This is a genomic window from Amycolatopsis sp. NPDC004368 (genome assembly GCF_053602515.1).
Genome location: NZ_JBSGDT010000023.1, coordinates 68389 through 85344, shown reverse-complemented (window position 1 = coordinate 85344; position 16956 = coordinate 68389). Strand labels below are relative to the sequence as shown.

The 16956-nt window shown below is 71.4% G+C and carries 14 protein-coding genes; 7 read left to right on the top strand and 7 right to left on the bottom strand.

What is annotated here, in order from left to right:
- The first annotated feature begins 21 nt into the window (after nucleotides 1-21).
- From ACWEOE_RS28040 to ACWEOE_RS28015, 6 genes are read left to right on the top strand one after another with little or no spacing between them, the layout of a single operon-like run.
- Complete coding sequence (locus ACWEOE_RS28040; RefSeq protein ID WP_452014247.1) at nucleotides 22-1239, top strand: acyl-CoA dehydrogenase family protein; 1218 nt, start codon at nucleotides 22-24, stop codon at nucleotides 1237-1239.
- 1 nt (nucleotide 1240) lies between these two features.
- On the top strand, nucleotides 1241-2023 hold the full coding sequence (locus ACWEOE_RS28035) for an enoyl-CoA hydratase/isomerase family protein (RefSeq protein ID WP_452014245.1): 783 nt from the start codon (nucleotides 1241-1243) through the stop codon (nucleotides 2021-2023).
- Nucleotides 2024-2055: 32 nt separating this feature from the next.
- Complete coding sequence (locus tag ACWEOE_RS28030; protein ID WP_452014243.1) at nucleotides 2056-3696, top strand: L-lactate permease; 1641 nt, start codon at nucleotides 2056-2058, stop codon at nucleotides 3694-3696.
- 22 nt (nucleotides 3697-3718) lie between these two features.
- On the top strand, nucleotides 3719-5812 hold the full coding sequence (locus ACWEOE_RS28025) for an acetate--CoA ligase family protein (protein WP_452014241.1): 2094 nt from the start codon (nucleotides 3719-3721) through the stop codon (nucleotides 5810-5812).
- Nucleotides 5813-5843: 31 nt separating this feature from the next.
- The gene (locus ACWEOE_RS28020) at nucleotides 5844-7082 is read left to right on the top strand and encodes an MFS transporter (RefSeq protein ID WP_452014239.1); all 1239 of its coding nucleotides are present in this window, start codon (nucleotides 5844-5846) and stop codon (nucleotides 7080-7082) included.
- The gene (locus tag ACWEOE_RS28015; protein WP_452014237.1) at nucleotides 7079-8068 is read left to right on the top strand and encodes a cyclase family protein; all 990 of its coding nucleotides are present in this window, start codon (nucleotides 7079-7081) and stop codon (nucleotides 8066-8068) included. Before ACWEOE_RS28020 ends, ACWEOE_RS28015 begins: the two co-directional genes overlap by 4 nt.
- 12 nt (nucleotides 8069-8080) lie before the next feature.
- On the opposite strand, the gene ACWEOE_RS28010 is transcribed toward ACWEOE_RS28015, so the two are convergent.
- On the bottom strand, nucleotides 8081-9064 hold the full coding sequence (locus ACWEOE_RS28010) for an AraC family transcriptional regulator (protein ID WP_452014235.1): 984 nt from the start codon (nucleotides 9062-9064) through the stop codon (nucleotides 8081-8083).
- A 99-nt stretch (nucleotides 9065-9163) separates the two neighbouring features.
- Here ACWEOE_RS28010 and ACWEOE_RS28005 point away from each other — a divergent pair, with 99 nt between their 5' ends.
- Nucleotides 9164-10798, top strand: a complete 1635-nt coding sequence (locus ACWEOE_RS28005) for an AMP-binding protein (RefSeq protein ID WP_452014233.1) — start codon at nucleotides 9164-9166, stop codon at nucleotides 10796-10798.
- Nucleotides 10799-10808: 10 nt separating this feature from the next.
- On the opposite strand, the gene ACWEOE_RS28000 is transcribed toward ACWEOE_RS28005, so the two are convergent.
- The 6 genes from ACWEOE_RS28000 to ACWEOE_RS27975 all read right to left on the bottom strand — a co-directional run bounded on the left by ACWEOE_RS28000 (nucleotide 10809) and on the right by ACWEOE_RS27975 (nucleotide 16837).
- A complete protein-coding gene (locus ACWEOE_RS28000; protein ID WP_452014231.1) occupies nucleotides 10809-11222 on the bottom strand; it encodes an ATP-binding protein in 414 nt (137 codons plus the stop codon).
- Between the two features lie 25 nt (nucleotides 11223-11247).
- On the bottom strand, nucleotides 11248-11628 hold the full coding sequence (locus ACWEOE_RS27995; protein WP_452014229.1) for an STAS domain-containing protein: 381 nt from the start codon (nucleotides 11626-11628) through the stop codon (nucleotides 11248-11250).
- Nucleotides 11629-11675: 47 nt separating this feature from the next.
- Nucleotides 11676-12113, bottom strand: a complete 438-nt coding sequence (locus tag ACWEOE_RS27990; protein ID WP_452014227.1) for a response regulator — start codon at nucleotides 12111-12113, stop codon at nucleotides 11676-11678.
- Nucleotides 12110-13744 carry a sensor histidine kinase gene (locus ACWEOE_RS27985; protein ID WP_452014225.1) on the bottom strand — a complete coding sequence of 545 codons (1635 nt, stop codon included), beginning with the start codon at nucleotides 13742-13744 and terminating at the stop codon, nucleotides 12110-12112. The genes ACWEOE_RS27990 and ACWEOE_RS27985 overlap by 4 nt, the downstream gene beginning before the upstream one ends.
- Nucleotides 13741-15018 carry a PP2C family protein-serine/threonine phosphatase gene (locus ACWEOE_RS27980; RefSeq protein ID WP_452014223.1) on the bottom strand — a complete coding sequence of 426 codons (1278 nt, stop codon included), beginning with the start codon at nucleotides 15016-15018 and terminating at the stop codon, nucleotides 13741-13743. Before ACWEOE_RS27980 ends, ACWEOE_RS27985 begins: the two co-directional genes overlap by 4 nt.
- Before the next feature lie 241 nt (nucleotides 15019-15259).
- Nucleotides 15260-16837, bottom strand: coding sequence for an FMN-binding glutamate synthase family protein (locus tag ACWEOE_RS27975; protein ID WP_452014221.1), 1578 nt, complete (start codon nucleotides 16835-16837; stop codon nucleotides 15260-15262).
- Nucleotides 16838-16956: the final 119 nt, after the last annotated feature.

The following is a 16956-nucleotide window of genomic DNA, read 5'->3' as shown; positions in this document are numbered from 1 at the left end:
CCGAAACCCGGAGCAGCCCGTATGGATTTCTCGCTGTCCCCCCAGGCCACCGAGCGCCTGGCCCAGGTCCGCGCCTTCATGGAGGATCTGGTCTACCCCGCCGAACCCGTCTACGCGCACCAGCGTGACGAGCTGATCGCCGCGGGCCGCACGCACGACGTGCCACCGGTCCTCGAAGACCTCATCGCCGCCGCGCGCCAACGCGGGCTGTGGAACCTGTTCCTGCCCGACGAGTCCCATTTGACCAATGTGGACTACGCCGTGCTCGCGGAGGAAACCGGCCGCTCGCCGTTCATCGCCCCCGCGGCCATGAACTGCCTGTCGCCCGACAGCGGCAACATGGAGCTGCTGCACCTGTTCGCCACCGACGAGCAGCGGACGCGCTGGCTGGACCCGCTGCTGGACGGCACGATCCGCTCCGGCTTCTCGATGACCGAACCCGACGTGGCCTCTTCCGACGCCACCAACATCTCCACCACGATCGTGCGCGACGGCGACGAGTACGTGATCAACGGCCGCAAGTGGTTCACCACCGGTGCCGCCGACCCGCGGTGCAAGCTGCTGATCGTGCTGGGCAAGAGCGACCCCGACGCACCGAAGCACCGGCAGCACTCGATGGTGCTCGTGCCGATCGACACCCCGGGCGTGAAGGTCGAACGCGCGCTGCCGGTGTTCGGTTTCCGGGATCAGCAAGGACATTGCGAGATCAGCTACACCGACGTCCGCGTGCCCGTGAGCAACCTGCTCGGTGAGCAGGGCGGTGGGTTCGCCGTCGCGCAGGCCCGCCTGGGCCCCGGCCGCATCCACCACTGCATGCGGGCGATCGGCATGGCCGAGCGCGCGCTGGAGCTGGCGTGCAAGCGCGCGTTGTCGCGCACCGCGTTCGGCGGTCCACTGGCCGACCAGGGCGTGGTCCGCCAGCAGATCGCGGAGTCGCGCATGGAGATCGACCAGGCCCGGTTGCTGGTGCTGCGCACGGCGTGGCTGATCGACGAGGTGGGTGTGCGCAACGCGCGCTCGGACATCGCGGCCATCAAGGTCGTCGCGCCGCGGGCCGCGCTGAGCGTGCTCGACCGCTCGATCCAGATCCACGGCGCTGCCGGTGTGACCGACGACCTGCCCCTGGCCGAGATCTGGAGCCGCGCGCGCACCCTGCGCATCGTCGACGGCCCGGACGAGGTGCACGTGCGCACGGTCGCCCGCCAGGAGCTCAAGCGCTACCAGACGAAGGAACACTGACGTGGCGGATCTGGAGTTCACGGTCACCGACGGCGTCGGGACCATCCTGCTGAACCGGCCCGAGCGCAAGAACGCGTTCACGCTCGAGATGCTGGAGCACTGGGTGCGGATCATCGAGGACGCACGCACCGACGACACGATCCGCGTGCTGGTGGTCACCGGCGCCGGCGGCGCGTTCTGCTCGGGCGTGGACCTCGGCGTGTTCGACGACGAGACCCGCACCCCGCTCAAGGACAAGACGTTGCTCACCGATCGCGTGCACCGCATCGCGTACGCGCTCGAAGACTTCGACAAGCCGGTGATCGCCGCGGTCGACGGTGTCGCGGTGGGTGCGGGCATGGATTTCGCGCTCATGGCCGACATCCGCGTCGCGTCGGCTTCGGCGCGGTTCTCCGAGGGGTACGTGCGCGTCGGGCTCGTGCCCGGCGACGGCGGCTGCTACCTGCTGCCCCGCCTCGTCGGGATGTCGCGCGCACTGGAACTGCTGTGGACGGGCGACTGGGTGCCCGCCGACGAAGCCGAACGGATCGGGCTGGTCAACCACGTCTACCCCGACGCCGAGTTCGCCGCACGGACGGCCGCGTTCGCCGCCAAGCTCGCGGCCGGGCCCCCGCTCGCCCTGCGCACCATCAAGCGCGCCACCTACCAGAGCAGCCGCACGGACCTGCGGACGGCACTGGACCTCATCTCGTCCCACCAGGCCGTGATCCAGTCCACTCGCGACTCCGCGGAGGCGCTGGCCGCCTTCAGGGAGAAGAGAACTCCCGTCTTCGAAGGCCACTGATCCCCACCGGCCCCGGTCCCTGGAGAACAACGTTGTTCACACAGCTCCTCGTCCCCGTCGGCGGCTCGCTGACGCTGTCCGCTCTGCTGGCGGCCATCCCCCTCTTACTCCTGATCGTGCTGCTGGGTGTGTTCAAGACACCCGCGCGGATCGCCGCGCCGGTGTCGCTCGTCGCGGCGCTGGTCGTGGGCATCGTGGCGTTCCGGCTCCCGTCGTCGGTCGCGTTCTCCGGCGCCGCGGAAGGCATCGTCTACGGGATCTTCCCGATTCTCTGGGTCGCGATCAACGCGATCTGGCTGCACAAGGTCACCGAGCTGCGGGGCCATTCGGCCGCGTTGCGCACCGCGTTCACGCGGGTCAGCGACGACCGCCGGGTTCAGGCGATCCTGGTCGCCTTCTGCTTCGGCGCCGCGCTGGAAGGCCTGGCCGGCGGTGGCGCGCCGGTGGCGATCTGCGCCGTGATCCTGATGGCGCTGGGCCTTTCGCCGATCAAGGCCGCCGCCGCGTGCCTCATCGCCGACACCTCACCGGTCGCGTTCGGCGCGCTCGGCCAGCCCATCGACGTGCTGGGCACGCAGACCGGCCTGCCGGTGCACGACCTCGCGGTGATGATCGGACGCCAGACCCCGTTGCTGGCGTTGTTCATCCCGCTGGTCCTCGTGTTCGTGGTCGACGGGAAGACCGGGCTCAGGCAACGCTGGGGCGTGGCCCTCGCGGCCGGCCTCTCGTTCGCCGCGGTCCAGTGCGCGGCCTCGGTGTTCCTCACGCCGGCGCTCGTGGACACCGTCGCGGCCGTGGTGTCCGGTGTGGTCACGGTGCTCGTCGCCCGTGCGAGCCGGGTGCCGGCCACCGCGGTGCGGCAGCGCTCGATGGTCACGGCCGGCGGCGGCGACTTCGCCGCCCCGCCCGCTGATGAGTCCACCGTGGACGAAAAGGAGCCGCCGGTGCTCGCCGCGCTGGCACCGTACCTGCTGATCGTGGCCGTGGTGATCATCGCGAACCTGCCCGGTGTGAAGGACCTGATCGCCGCGGCGACCACGAAGGTCCACTGGCCGGGAGCCGACGTGCTCAGCTCCGAGGGAAAACCCCTGAGCATCTCGAAAATCAGCTTCGCCTGGATCGGGGCGCCCGGTTCGCTCGTGCTCATCGCGGGACTGCTGAGCCTGCCGATCCTCGGCGTCGGGCTCGGCCGCGCGGGCCGCGTCTGGCTGGCCAACCTGTGGCAGCTGCGCTGGGCCATCTTCACGGTCTGCTGCGTGATCGCGCTCAGCTACGTGATGAACCTGTCGGGCCAGACCACCACGCTCGGCGTGTGGCTCGCGGGCGCCGGGGCGGCGTTCCCGCTGGTGTCGCCGGTGATCGGCTGGATCGGCACGGTGCTGACCGGGTCCGACACCTCCAGCAACACCCTGTTCGGCCTGCTGCAGTACACCACCGCCCACCACGCGGGCCTGTCCGACGTGCTGCTGACCTCCGCCAACAGCAGCGGCGGTGTCGTCGGCAAGGCGGTGTCGCTGCAGAACCTGGCGATCGCCGCCGTCGCCGTCGGCCTCGGCGGCAAGGAAGGGGTGCTCTTCCGCCGGACGATCGGCTGGACCGTCCTGATGGTCGTGGTGCTGTCGGTGCTCGTCTACCTGCAATCCACCCCCGTGCTCAGCTGGCTGGTTCCCTGACCGGCCCGAAAGGACCACTTCGATGCCCGTTGACTCCGGTGACCACTGGGCTGCTCGCCTGCTGCACCCCCGCTCGGTCGCGATCGTCGGCGCGTCGGCGCGGGCCGGGAGCCTCGCCGCGCAGGCGCTGGCCAACCTGCGCGACTTCGGTTACGCGGGCCGCATCCTGCCCGTGAACGCGAAGTACGGCGAACTCGACGGCCTGCCGTGTTACCCCTCGCTCGACGCCGCACCCGGCCCGGTCGACCTCGCGCTGATCCTGGTCCCCGCGGCCGCGGTGCCGGGCGCGATCGACGACTGCGTGCGCGCCGGCGTCGGCACGGCTGTGGTGTTCTCGTCGGGCTTCGCCGAGCTGGGTGCCGAAGGGCTCGAAGTCCAGCGGCGGATGGCCGAGGCCGCCCGCGCCGGGGGCGTGCGGCTGCTCGGACCCAACTGCCAGGGGCTGATCTACCGGCCCGCCGGTCTCGTCGCGACGTTCAGCGAGGCCGCGCAGGCCGGGCTCGGCGACTCCAGCGGCATCGCCTACGTGGGCCAGAGCGGCGCGATCGGCGGCTCGTTCCTCGGGCTGGCCCGGGAACGGGGCATCGGGCTCACCGCGTGGGCGAGCAGCGGCAACCAGGCCGACCTCGGGGTGGCCGATCTCGCCGCGGGGTTCCTGGAAGAGGACGAGGTCCGCGTCGTCGCGATGTACCTGGAGGCGATCCCGCCGGGTGCGCAGTGGCGGCAGCTCACCACGCGGGCACGGGAGCTCGGCAAGAACCTGGTCGTGCTGCGCTCGGGCCGCTCGGCTGCGGGACGGCGCGCGGCGGCTTCGCACACCGGCGCCATGATCGGGCCCGCCACGGCGTTCGAGCTGGTGTCGGCGGAGCACGGCGTGATCGGCGTGACCGACCTCGACCAGCTGCTGGACACGGTGGTGGAGCTGGCCGCGCGCAAACCCGTGCGAGGGCCGGGAGTCACGGTCGTGACGAGCTCCGGCGGAGCGGGCGGGATCGCGGCCGACTGGTTGGAAGAAGCCGGGCTGCGGACCGGTGAGCTGGCTGCCGAAACGCGCCGGGAGCTCGCGAAGTTCATCCCGGCGTACGGCTCCACGAGCAACCCGGTCGACGTCACCGCGCAGCTGTTCGCGCAGGACGACGACTCGGTGTTCCACGTCTGCCGCACCATTCTCGACGACCCGGGCACCGACGTCCTGATGATGATCATGACGAACGTGACCGGCGCCCGCGCGGCCCGTGTGGCCCGCCAGCTGGTGGCGGCGGCGGAAAGCTCACCCAAGCCCCTGGGCGTGGTGTGGCTCGCCGACGGCAACCAGATCACCGAAGCCGTGAAGATCCTGCGGGAGCACCACGTGCCGCTCCACGACTCGATCGGGCGCAAGGCCCACGTGCTGGCCCGGTTGTACCGATCGGCCACGGTCGGGCCGCCGGTGCGGCCGGAGCCGCTGACCGGCGTCTTCACCGGCACCGGCGTGGTCACCGAAGCCGCAGGTGGGCCGCTGCTCGACGCACTGGGGGTGCCGCGGCCCGACGGTGAACTCGCGACGAGCGCACTGGAGGCGACCGAAGCAGCCAGCCGGATCGGCGGCCCAGTGGTGCTCAAGGCGCAGTCGCCCGCCATCACGCACAAGTCCGAGGTCGGCGGCGTGCGCGTCGGCGTCACGGACGCGGCGAGCGCGTACCGGGAGATGACCGAAGCCGTGCACGCGGCCCGGCCCGACGCCGTGCTCGACGGAATCCTCGTGCAACGCCTGCTGCCGCCGGGGATCGAGCTGCTCGTCGGCGTGGAAGGCGCTGCCGACGGCTACCCGCCGGTGGTGACCGTCGGCTTCGGCGGCGTGACGGCGGAGGTCTACCAGGACGTGGTCACCGCACTGGCTCCCCTGTCGGAACCCGACGTGCGGGAGCTGCTGACCCGGCTGCGCGGTGCACCCCTGCTGCGCGGTTACCGCGGAGAACCGGGAGCCGACCTCGACGCCGTGGCCACCGCCGTGGCGGCGCTCTCCCGCTACGCCGCCGGGCTCGGCGACCGGCTCGCCGAGCTCGAGATCAACCCGCTCATCGCCCATCCCGACGGTGTGGCCGCGGCAGATCTGGTGCTGCGCTTCGCCGGCTGAGCGTCCCCTCCGACACAAGGATTGGTCAACGATGTCCGTCCTCGCCAAAGTTCCCCCGCTCACCCTCGACCGTCCGCAACGCCGGGTCTTCTGGGCCACGTTCGCGGGCTGGGGCCTCGACGGGTTCGACTACATGCTCTACACGCTGGCCATCGGCGCCGTGAGCATCGCGTTCGGGCTCAACCACGAACAAGCCGGCCTCATCGGCACGGTCACGCTGCTGTTCTCGGCGTTCGGCGGCATCGTCGCCGGCACGTTGTCCGATCGGTTCGGGCGCGTGCGCATCCTGGCCGCGGCGATCTTCCTGTACTCGCTTTTCACGGCCCTGTCGGGGATCGCGAGCAGTTATCCGGAGCTGCTCGTGTACCGCGCGGTGGAGGGCCTGGGGTTCGGCGGCGAGTGGGCCGTCGGGGCGGTGCTCATCTCGGAGGTCATCCCGGCGAAGAAACGCGGTGCGGTCGCCGGGTTCATCCAGGGCGCCTGGTCGTTCGGCTGGGCGCTGGCGGTGATCGCGTCGGTGGTGATCCTGCCGAACTTCGGGGCGATCGGCTGGCGCATGATGTTCTGGATCGGCCTGATCCCCGCGGTGGTCGTGATCTACATCCTGCGCAAGGTGCCCGAGTCGCCGGTGTGGCTGGAGGCCCGCCGCACCCGCAAGGCCAAGACGCCGATCAGTCTCGGGCTCATCTTCAAGCGCAAGGTCCTGCGGTACACGATCCTCGCGACGCTGCTGTCGATCGGGATGCAGAGCGGGTACTACGCAATCTTCACGTGGTTGCCGACGTATCTCTCCGAGAGCCGGGGCCTGAGCGCGGTCGGCGCCGCGGGGTACCTCGTGTTCGTGATCGCGGGGTCGTTCCTCGGCTACGTCGCCGCCGGGTTCGCCAACGACCGGTTCGGCCGCAAACCGACGTTCGCCGTGTTCGGGGTCCTCAGCGCGGTGACGGTCGTGGTCTACGCCTACGCGCACATCCCGGCGGGGCTCGTGATCTACGTCGGATTCCCCCTGGGGTTCTTCGGATCCGGGATCATCAGCGGCTTCGGCCCGTTCCTCGCGGAGCTCTTCCCCGGTGAGATGCGCGGTGCCGGTCAGGGCTTCTGCTACAACGTCGGCCGGGGCGTGGCCGCGCTGGCGCCGGCGGTGGTCGGCGCGCTGGCCGGCAGCTACGGCCTGGGGACCGGGATCTCCGTGTTCGCCGCCAGCGCCTACGGTCTGTTCCTGATCGCGCTGGTGTTCCTGCCCGAGACCCGCGGCCGGGAGCTCGCGTGAGCCAGGGAGAGGAGAAGACCGTGACCGTGCCGAGCCACGACGAGCTGCGTGCCCGCACCGACGCCCCGGCCGGCTCGAGCTGGGGCGTGTTCCAGCGCACGCCCGAGCGGGGCATGGCGAACTTCGCGCAGGCCGAGCAAGTGGTCGAAGCGGCCGGGCTGGTGCACCACGGCACTGTGTTCAACCTCGACTATCCGCTCGACGCGTTCGACCCGTCGGTGGTGTGGCGGACGCCGCCGGAGCAGACGATCACGTCCTCGCACGCCGACCAGCGCGACGACTACGTCGACCACCTGTGGCTGCAGGCGAGCTCCCATGTGGACGGTCTGCGCCACCGCCGCCACCACGAAGCCGGGTTCTACAGCGGTGTTCCCGACGCCGCCGTGCGCCCCGGCACGCCGGAGCTGGGTGTGCAGCGCTGGGCCGAGGACCCGATCGTCGGCCGCGGGGTGCTCGTCGACGTGGCCCGGTTCCGGGAGGCCCAGGGCACACCGATCGACCACGCCGCCGGGGAACCGCTGCCGCTGGAGCTCGTCGAGGAGACGCTGGCGTGGCAGGGCGAAACGCTGCGCGAAGGTGATCTCCTGGTGCTGCGCACCGGCTGGGCCGAGTGGTATCTGTCCGCTTTGGACACCGCGGGCCGGGCGGCGGTCGCGAAAACCCGCCGGTGCACGGGTCTGGCCCAGTCGCCCGAGCTGATCGCGTGGATCTGGGATCGGCGCCTGGCGTTGCTCGCGTCGGACACCTTCGCGCTGGAGGCCATGCCCCCGCCGCCGGACCCGCGGTTCGGCGGGCCGCACGAGCCGGGCATGGTGCACCAGGACCTCATCGGGCTGCTGGGCCTGCCCATCGGCGAGCAGTGGAAACTCGACGCGCTCTCGGCCCACGCCGCCGGCGGAGGCGGTCACACGTTCCTCGTGGTGGTCAAACCGCTGAACCTCGTCGGCGGCGTCGGCTCACCGGCCAACGCGGTCGCGATCTGCTGACGAGCCCCGCGGTCAGCTTCCTCGCAGCATCTCGCCGGGGCCGCAGCCGAACAACCGCCGGTGCTCGGCGCTGAAGCGCCCGGCGTTGCCGAAACCCCAGCGCGCCGCGACGGCCGCCACGGTCGTTTCCTCGGGCGAGCGCTCGCGCAGCTCGGCGTGCGCCCGGCGCAGCCGCGTCTCCCGCAGGTACGCGACCGGTGACGGCCGTCCCGCGCGGCTGAACGCGGCCTGCACCCCGCGCACGCTCAGGCGCGCGGCCGCCGCGATCTCGAGCAGCCCGATGTCGTCACCGGCGTTGAGCTCGATGAACGCCTCGGCCCGCCGGACCGCCGCCGGGGACACCTGACCCGGCAGCCCGGGAGGCGGTTCGCCGAGCGTGCTCGGGTAGGCCTCCAGCAGCGCGGTCGCCGCGAGCCGGAAGAGCTGGGCGGCGAGCAGCGGACTGGCCGCCATTCCGTCGCCCGCGCGCGTTTCCTCCAGCAGCAACCGGGTCACGGTGTCCCATCGGCGCCCGGCGGTGGCCGACCCGGGCGCGCCCAGCGCGAAGCGCACCGGCCGTGGCTCGTCCCAACCCCGCAGCTCGGCGGCGATCCGTTCGAGCCCGTCGCGGTCCAGCACGGTGTTGAGCACCTCGGCGCTGTCGTACCACCGCAGCTGGTACGAGCCGTGGGCGTCCATCACGAGCGCGCCCGACCCGGCACCGACCAGCCCCTCGGCGCTGGAGCGCACGGCGAAGCGGCCCTTGAGCGGCCGGGTGACGAGCACGAAGTCGTCGAAGGGCACCGGGTCCACGTGCACCTCGGACCCGCCGTAGACGAGGTCGAACAACCGCACCTTGGCGAATCCGCGTGAGCTCTGCCGGCAGACGAATCCCCGCCCGCCCCCGACGAGGTCGAGCCGGTGGGGACAGTAGACGTCGCTCAGCCGCGACCGTGCCTCGTCCGGATCGCACGTGTCGACCTCGGGTTTCACGACTGCTTTCACGACTGGGGCCACGACTCGGCCTCCTTCGGCCGCTCTAGCGTCTTCCTGACGGTCGTAAATTGTATTACAGTGGCGTTCTGTTGACGGCCGCCACGGGAAAAGAGGTCAGCCGTGCAGCTCACGCCCAGTGCCCACGTGGACACGTTCTGCCGGGACAACCTGCCTCCGTTCGACCAGTGGCCGCACCTGAGCTTCGACCTTCCCGAGCTGCACTACCCCGATCGGCTCAACGCCGCAACCCGTCTGCTCGACGGAGCCGTCGCGCAGTGGGGCCCCGACCGGCCCGCCGTGCTCTCGCCGACGAGCAGCTGGTCCTACGGCGAACTGCTCGCCCGCGCCAACCGGATCGCGGGCACGCTGGTGGGCCTCGGCGTGGTGCCGGGCAACCGCGTGCTGCTGCGCGGGCCGAACACCCCGTGGCTGGCCGCGTGCTGGCTCGGCGTGCTCAAGGCCGGCGCGGTCGCCGTGACGACGATGCCGATGCTGCGCACGCACGAGCTGACGAAGATCGTCGACGCGTCCTCCCCCGTGCTCGCGCTGGCCGACCACCGCTACACCGAAGACCTGCTGCCTTTCGACCTGCCGCTGATCGCGTTCGGCGGCGACACGCGCGAGGACCTCGCGGCCCGCTGCGCGACCCAGCCGGAGACGTTCGACGACGTCGACACCGCCGCCGACGACGTGGCGATCCTGGCCTTCACCTCCGGCACCACGGGCCGCCCCAAGGCCACCATGCACTTCCACCGCGACCTCATCGCCATCGCGGACACGTTCTCGCGCCACCTCGTGAAACCCGAGCCGAGCGACCTGTTCACGGGCACCCCGCCGCTCGCCTTCACCTTCGGCCTCGGCGGGCTGCTCGTGTTCCCCCTGCACGCGGGCGCGGCCACGCTGCTCATCGAGCGCGCGACGCCGGTGGAGCTGGCCGACCTCACGGCGGCCCACGGCGTCACGGTGCTGTTCACCGCGCCCACGGCCTACCGCGCGATCCTCGCGTCCGACCGAAGAGCGTCGCTCACCCGGCTGCGGCGCGCGGTCTCGGCGGGCGAAGCACTGCCCGAATCCGTGGCCACCGATTTCCACGAGGCCACCGGCCGCTGGCTGATCGACGGCATCGGCAGCACCGAAATGCTGCACGTGTTCATCTCCGCCGCCGACGACGAGACCCGCCCGGGCGCCACCGGCCGCGCCGTGCCGGGCTACCGGGCGCGGATCGTCGACGACGAGGGCCGCCCGGTACCCGACGGCACCCCCGGCCGGCTCGCGGTGCAGGGCCCCACGGGCTGCCGCTACCTCGCCGACGAGCGCCAGACCGTGTTCGTGGAGGACGGCTGGAACCTCACCGGCGACACGTACGTGCGCGACACCGACGGCTACTTCCACTACCGCGCCCGCAGCGACGACATGATCGTGTCCTCGGGGTACAACATCGCCGGCCCCGAGGTCGAGGAGGTCCTGATGGGCCACCCCGACGTGCTCGAGTGCGCGGTGGTCGCCGCCCCGGACGAGGCTCGCGGCTCGGTCGTGGCCGCGTACGTGGTGCTGCGCGAGGGCGCCGACGCCGGCGAGCCCAAGGTCAAGGAACTGCAGGATTACGCGAAATCCGTTGCGGCGCCGTACAAGTACCCGCGGCGGGTGGAGTTCGTGGCCGAGCTGCCACGCAACCCCAGTGGCAAGCTGCAACGGTTCCTCCTGCGCCGCCGCGCGGCCGAGCAGGTCGCCCGGCCCCAGCCGGTCAACCGCTGAAGCCGGCCCCTCAGCTCGACCGGACGGCGCTCAGGTGCCAGCCGAGGGTGACGACGGTGCCGTCCACCCCGCCGGTGATGTCCGCGTAGTCGGCGCTCGCCCGCAGCAGCAGGAGACCGCGTCCGCGCAGCGACACGGGATGGGGGTCCTCGACCGGCGCGCGCCAGTGCCCGTGGTCGGTGATCACCACTTCCACCCGGTCCGCCAACACCGTGGCGTCGAGGTCCACGAGGCCGCGCGTGTCACCGCCGTAGGCGTGGTCGGCGACGTTGGCGAGAGCTTCGTAGCTGGCCAGCACGATGTCCTGCGCCCGGTCCTCGGGCACCCCCGCCTCGCGCACCCAGTCCGTGAGCCGGTGGCGCAGCACGCGCAGCTCCCCCGCCTCGGCCACGATGCCGCGGCAGCGCAACGCGGGCACGCTCACCGGTGTTTCCTCGGGCACGACCACGTCACACCCCCGGTCCCGAAGCGCCCGCGAGCGCTTCGTCGACGGTGGTGAACAGGCCGATCCACGTGTCGAGCCCGGTGCTGGTGAGCGGTCGCGTGGTGATGTGCGACGTGCTGACCACCCGCAGGCCCCGCTCCCCCAGCCGCTGGTGCGCGGCGGCCAGCACCTGGAGCCCGGCCGAGCTGAGGAACGTGACCTCACTGAGGTCGACCACGAGCACCTCGGGGTGCTCGTCGACCACACCGGTCACGATCTCGTCGAGCTCGGGCGCGGTGACGAGGTCGATCTCCCCCGCCACGGTCACCACGACGGCCCGGTCACGCCACCGCGTGGTGACCAGCAGATCGCCGGTCTCGGGCACATCCCGGGGAGTAGACGTCACGAGGTCCCATCGTGCAGGATCGCCGCCCCGAGCGCCACTGCCGCGGTTCAGCGTGGCAGCTTCACGACGGTGACGAAGAAGTCGTCGATCTGGCGCACGACCTCCACGAACCGGTCGAAGTCCACCGGCTTGGTCACGTACGCGTTGGCGTGCAGGTCGTAGCTGCGCAAGATGTCCTCCTCCGCCTCCGACGTGGTGAGCACGACGACCGGGATGCTGCGCAGCTCCGGCGTCGCCTTCACCTCGGCCAGCACCTCGCGCCCGTCCTTGCGGGGCAGGTTGAGGTCCAGCAGGATCAAGCCCGGGCGCGGCGCGTCGGAGTACTGGCCCTCGCGCCGCAGGAACTGCAGGGCCTCGACGCCGTCGGCCACCACGTAGAGCGCGTTGCGGATCTTGTGGTGCTCGAAGGCCTCCTGCGTCATCAGCACGTCGCCCGGGTCGTCCTCGACGAGCAGGATGTCGATGGGGGCCATGGTGTCGGTCATGCGTCCTCGTTCCCGGTCCGGGTGTCGATCAGGTCTGGGGTGTGCTCGGGCTCGTCGGCCGGGGGCTCGGTCCGGGGTTCCGTCTGGGGCTCGGTCCGAGGATCGGGCGCCGGGTCGAGCGCGGGCAGGGTGAAGCGGAAGCGGCTGCCCTCGGTCACTTCCGTGTCGAGCCAGATGCGCCCACCGTGGAACTCCACGATCTTGCGGCACATCGCGAGCCCGATCCCGGTGCCACCGTAGGCCGATTTGCTGTGCAGCCGCTGGAAGATCACGAAGATCCGTTCGGCGTACTGCTCCTCGATGCCGATCCCGTTGTCGGACACGGAAAACAGCCAGTCGTCGCCCTGGCGTTCGGCCGATACACCGACCACGGGGGCGGCCTCGCCGTGGAACTTGAGCGCGTTGTTGACCAGGTTCTGCAGCACGGCGGTGAGCAGCGGGCCTTCACCCCGCACCTCGGGCAGGGGGCCGCGCTCGATGCGGGCGCCGGTCTCCTCGATCACGGGCTCGAGGTTGCCGAGCGCGTCGTCGAGCAGCTTCCCGGTGTCGACCACCGTCATCTCACCGGCACGACGGCCGACGCGGGAGAAGGAGAGCAGGTCGTTGATGAGGTTCTGCATGCGCTTCGCGCCGTCGACCGCGAAGGCGATGTACTGGTCGCCGCGTTCGTCGAGCCGGCCCTTGTACCGGCGTTCGAGCAGCTGGCAGAAGCTCGCGACCTTGCGCAGCGGCTCCTGCAGGTCGTGCGACGCGACGTAGGCGAACTGCTCGAGATCCGAATTGGACCGTTCGAGCTCCTTGGTGCGGGTGTCGAGCAGGGTGTGCGCGTTCTCGAGGTCGCTGACCTCGGCGACGATCCGCCGGCGCATGGCGTCGACGTCGGCGCCCAGCTCGACGAGCTCACGCGGGCCGGTGCCGTGCACGGGGCGGTGGATGTCGTCGGTGGCGGACACCTCGCGGACCTCGGTGGCCAGCCGCATGATCGGCACGGTGATCACGCGCTGCAGCCAGACCCACAGCAGCGCGAACAGGATCACCACGAGCGCGGCGATCACGAGCAGCAGCACGGTGAGCTGGGATGCGGCGCCGTTGAGGTCGGCCCGGCCGATGTCGCGCGCGGCGGACAGGTGCGCCGAAAGCGTGTCGAGGGTGGAGCGGACCCGGTCGAACAACGCCTTGCCGGCATCGGCCGCGCCCACGCCGGGTGGCGGCGTGCCGGGCGAAGTCGGCGCGCTGACCGCCGCCTGCCATTCGCCGGCGGCGCGCAGCACCGCCTCGAGGTCGTCACCGGTCTGGGTGCCGGGCAGCGCGCCCAGGCGACGAAGCTCGCTCGTGGCGGCGTCCTGCTGGGCGCGGCCCGCCAGGTAGGGGTCGAGGAAGTCGCGGCGCCCGGTGAGCAGGTACCCGCGGATGCCGGTCTCCTGGTTCAGCAGCGCTTGCGACAGCGCGTTGGCCTGCAACAGCTGCGGGCCGCTCTGGTCCAGCAGGCGGGAGCGCGCGTCGTTGAGGTTGCCCACCGCGAGGACCCCGCCGGCGACGGCGGCGAGCAGCAGCACGACCTCGACGAGCCCGACCACCGACACCCAGCGGCGAATCGGCCAGTGGGGCTGAGCCTTCGGCAGCCGGTTCATCGCGCGGCCTCTTCGCGGTGCGTGACCATGGTGAGGGCGACGTCGTCGTCGAGCGGGCCGGCGTTGAGCTCCTCGACGCGGGTGATGAGCCGGTCGAGCACCACTCCTTGGTCGTGGTGCGTCCCGGCTTCCCGCAGCAGGTCGACGAGCAGGCGGGCCATTTCCTCGTGGCCGAGGCGTTCGGAGCCCCGGCCGACGCGGCCCTCGAAGATGCCGTCGGTGTAGAGCACGAGCGACCAGCCGGGTTCCAGCGCCACCTCGAGCGGGTCCCAGCGCGCGTCGGGGACCACGCCGAGCGGCACGCCCAGCTTGTCGCCGGGCAGCAGGCGACCGGTCCCGTCGCGGCTGATCAGCAGGGGCGGTGGGTGGCCGGCGAGGTTCATCCGCAGCGACCTGCGATCCGGGGCGACGACCACCGTGCACAGCGTCGCGAACAACGGGCGGATCCGCTCGTGCACGAGCACGCGTTCGACCGTCGCGAGCACCTCGGCCGTCGGCAGGCCCGCCAGCACGAGAGCACGCCAGGCGATGCGCAGGGCGACACCGAGGGCGGCCTCGTCGGGGCCGTGGCCGCAGACGTCGCCGATCACGAGGTGCACGGTGCCGTCGGTGAGCTCGACGGCGTCGTAGAAATCGCCGCCCAGCAGCGAGCCGTTGCGGCCCGGGCGGTATTTCGACGCCAGTCGCAGGTGCGGATCGGCCAGCAGCGGACTGGGCAGCAGACCGCGTTCGAGGCGCGAGTTCTCACTCGCCAGGAGCTGTTGCTGCAACAGCTGCTGCTCGACCTGTTCGGTGCGCTTGCGCTCCCACGCGTACCGCAGCGCCTTGCCCAGCAGCGGCCCGTCGACCTGGTCCTTGCCGAGGTAGTCCTGGGCGCCCGCGGCGACGGCCGCGACACCGGTGGCCTCGTCGTTCTGGCCGGTCAGCACCACCACCGCGACGCCGGGCGCGTGCCGGCGCACCCGGGTCAGCCCGGTCAGGCCCATGGCGTCGGGCAGCTGGAGGTCGAGCAGGATGCAGTCGGCCACGACCGGGCCCGCCAGCGCTTCGGCGAGCGTGTGCGCGCGGGCCAGCGTCGTCGGGACCGCGGCGTCGGCGAGGAGCTCTTCCACGATCAGGGCGTCGCCGTCGTCGTCCTCGATCAGCAGCACCCGCAGGCGTGAGCCGGGTGCGACCGGGTCGAGCGGCGGAACCGCCGGCAGGGCGGCCCGCTCGGCAGCATTCGGGAGACCATCGGTCGACGGGCCCGCGTTCGATCCTTCAGCATCCGACAACTCGGCGTCCGATAAGCCAGTGCCGGACCACTCCGTGCCCGACAAACCCCTGTTCGACAGAACGATCAGCCTTTCCTGGAACGCGCCGGCCATGACACTGCACCGCGGCGGCACGCGACACGAAGGAGAGCCCTGGCCTGGACGAATCCACGCCGGGGCTCGAAGGCTGTCTTTTCAACCTCCGCACACCCTAGCCCGACGGCGGCGGCGGGCCTATGCCGGACATGCCGGAGGCGTCCGCCTACACGGTGAACCGGTCGGGGTCGGCGGATTTCCAGTCGGCGGCCCAGGCCTCGGGCGGCTCGGCCAGCAGCTGGCCCGGCTCGAGCCAGTCGTACAGTTCGGCGTAGGACCGCACCACGTTCGGGCCGAGGCGGCGGCGCAGCTGGTGCGGCGAGAGACCGGCCGGGCCGGACACGCCCATCGCGGCCATGATCTGCAGCGCGCCGGCCACCGTCGAGTGCTGGTAGCGCTGCACGCGCTGCGACTTGTCCCCGACGTCGAGCGCGCGCCCGCGCCGCGGGTCCTGCGTGGCGACACCGACCGGGCACTTGTTCGTGTGACAGCGCTGCGACTGGATGCACCCGACGGCGAACATCATCGCCCGCGCCGCGTTGGTGTAGTCAGCGCCCTGCAGCAGGCGCTTCACGAGGTCGGCGCCCGTGGCGACCTTCCCGCTCGCGCCCAGCCGGATCCGGTCGCGCAAACCGGTTCCGACGAGTGCGTTGTGGACGGTGATGAGCCCTTCGGTGAGCGGCGTGCCGAGGTGGTCGGCGAACTCCAGCGGCGCCGCGCCGGTGCCGCCTTCGGAACCGTCGACGATGATGAAGTCGGGCGTCACGTTCTCTTCCGCCATCGCCTTGCACACAGCCAGCACCTGCTGCCGCGAGCCGACGCAGAGCTTGAAGCCGGCGGGCTTGCCGCCCGAGAGCTCCCGCATCTTCGCGACGAAGTGCACGAGCTCGCGCGGGGTCGAGAAAACGCGGTGGTACGGCGGCGAAATCACCGTCTGCCCGATCGGCACCTCACGCACCCGCGCGATCTCGGCGTTGACCTTCGTGCCCGGCAGCACGCCGCCGATCCCGGGCTTCGCGCCCTGGGAAAGCTTCAGCGACACGCACTTCACGTTGTCGTGCTGGGCTTTGTCGGCGAACACCGACGGGTTGAAGTCGCCGTCGGAGGTGCGGCAGCCGAAGTAACCGGTGCCGACCTCCCAGACCAGGTCTCCCCCACCCCGAAGGTGGTACTCCGACAGCCCGCCTTCGCCGGTGTCGTGCGCGAACCCGCCGAGCGCCGCGCCCTTGTTGAGCGCCAGGATCGCATTGGCCGACAGGCTGCCGAAGCTCATCGCCGACACGTTCAGCAGCGCCATGTCGTAGGGCTTCCTGCAGTCCGGCCCGCCGATCCGCACGCGCGGCGGCGTCTCCGCCTGCTTCACCGGCGCCATCGAGGGCACGAGGAACTCGTAGCCGTCGGCGTACACGTCCCGCTCGGTGCCGAACGGCTCCTCCGCGTCCGTGCCCTTGGCGCGCTGGTAGACGATGCTGCGCACATCGCGGTCGTACGGGCGCCCGTCGAAGTTGCGCTCGATGAAGTACTGCTGCAATTCCGGGCGGATGGCTTCGAGCAGGAACCGCGCGTGGCCGAGCACGGGGTAGTTGCGCAGCACCGAATGCTCACGCTGCACCAGGTCGTACACGCCGACCAGCGCCGGCACCAGCAGCGGCCCGGCGAGGAACCACCACCACGCATCGATCGCGGCCAGCACCACCGCGCCCGCCGCGACCACCACGAGGAGCGCCACCGCTCCGACTCGCACCACACTCAATGCACGCACCGGGAGAACCTAGCTGGCAGGGCGCCTTTGCGCAGGTCCGGGATGTCTTCGACCCCGAACTGCGGTCCGTTTCATCCCGATTCGTGCCCGCTCGGGTACCG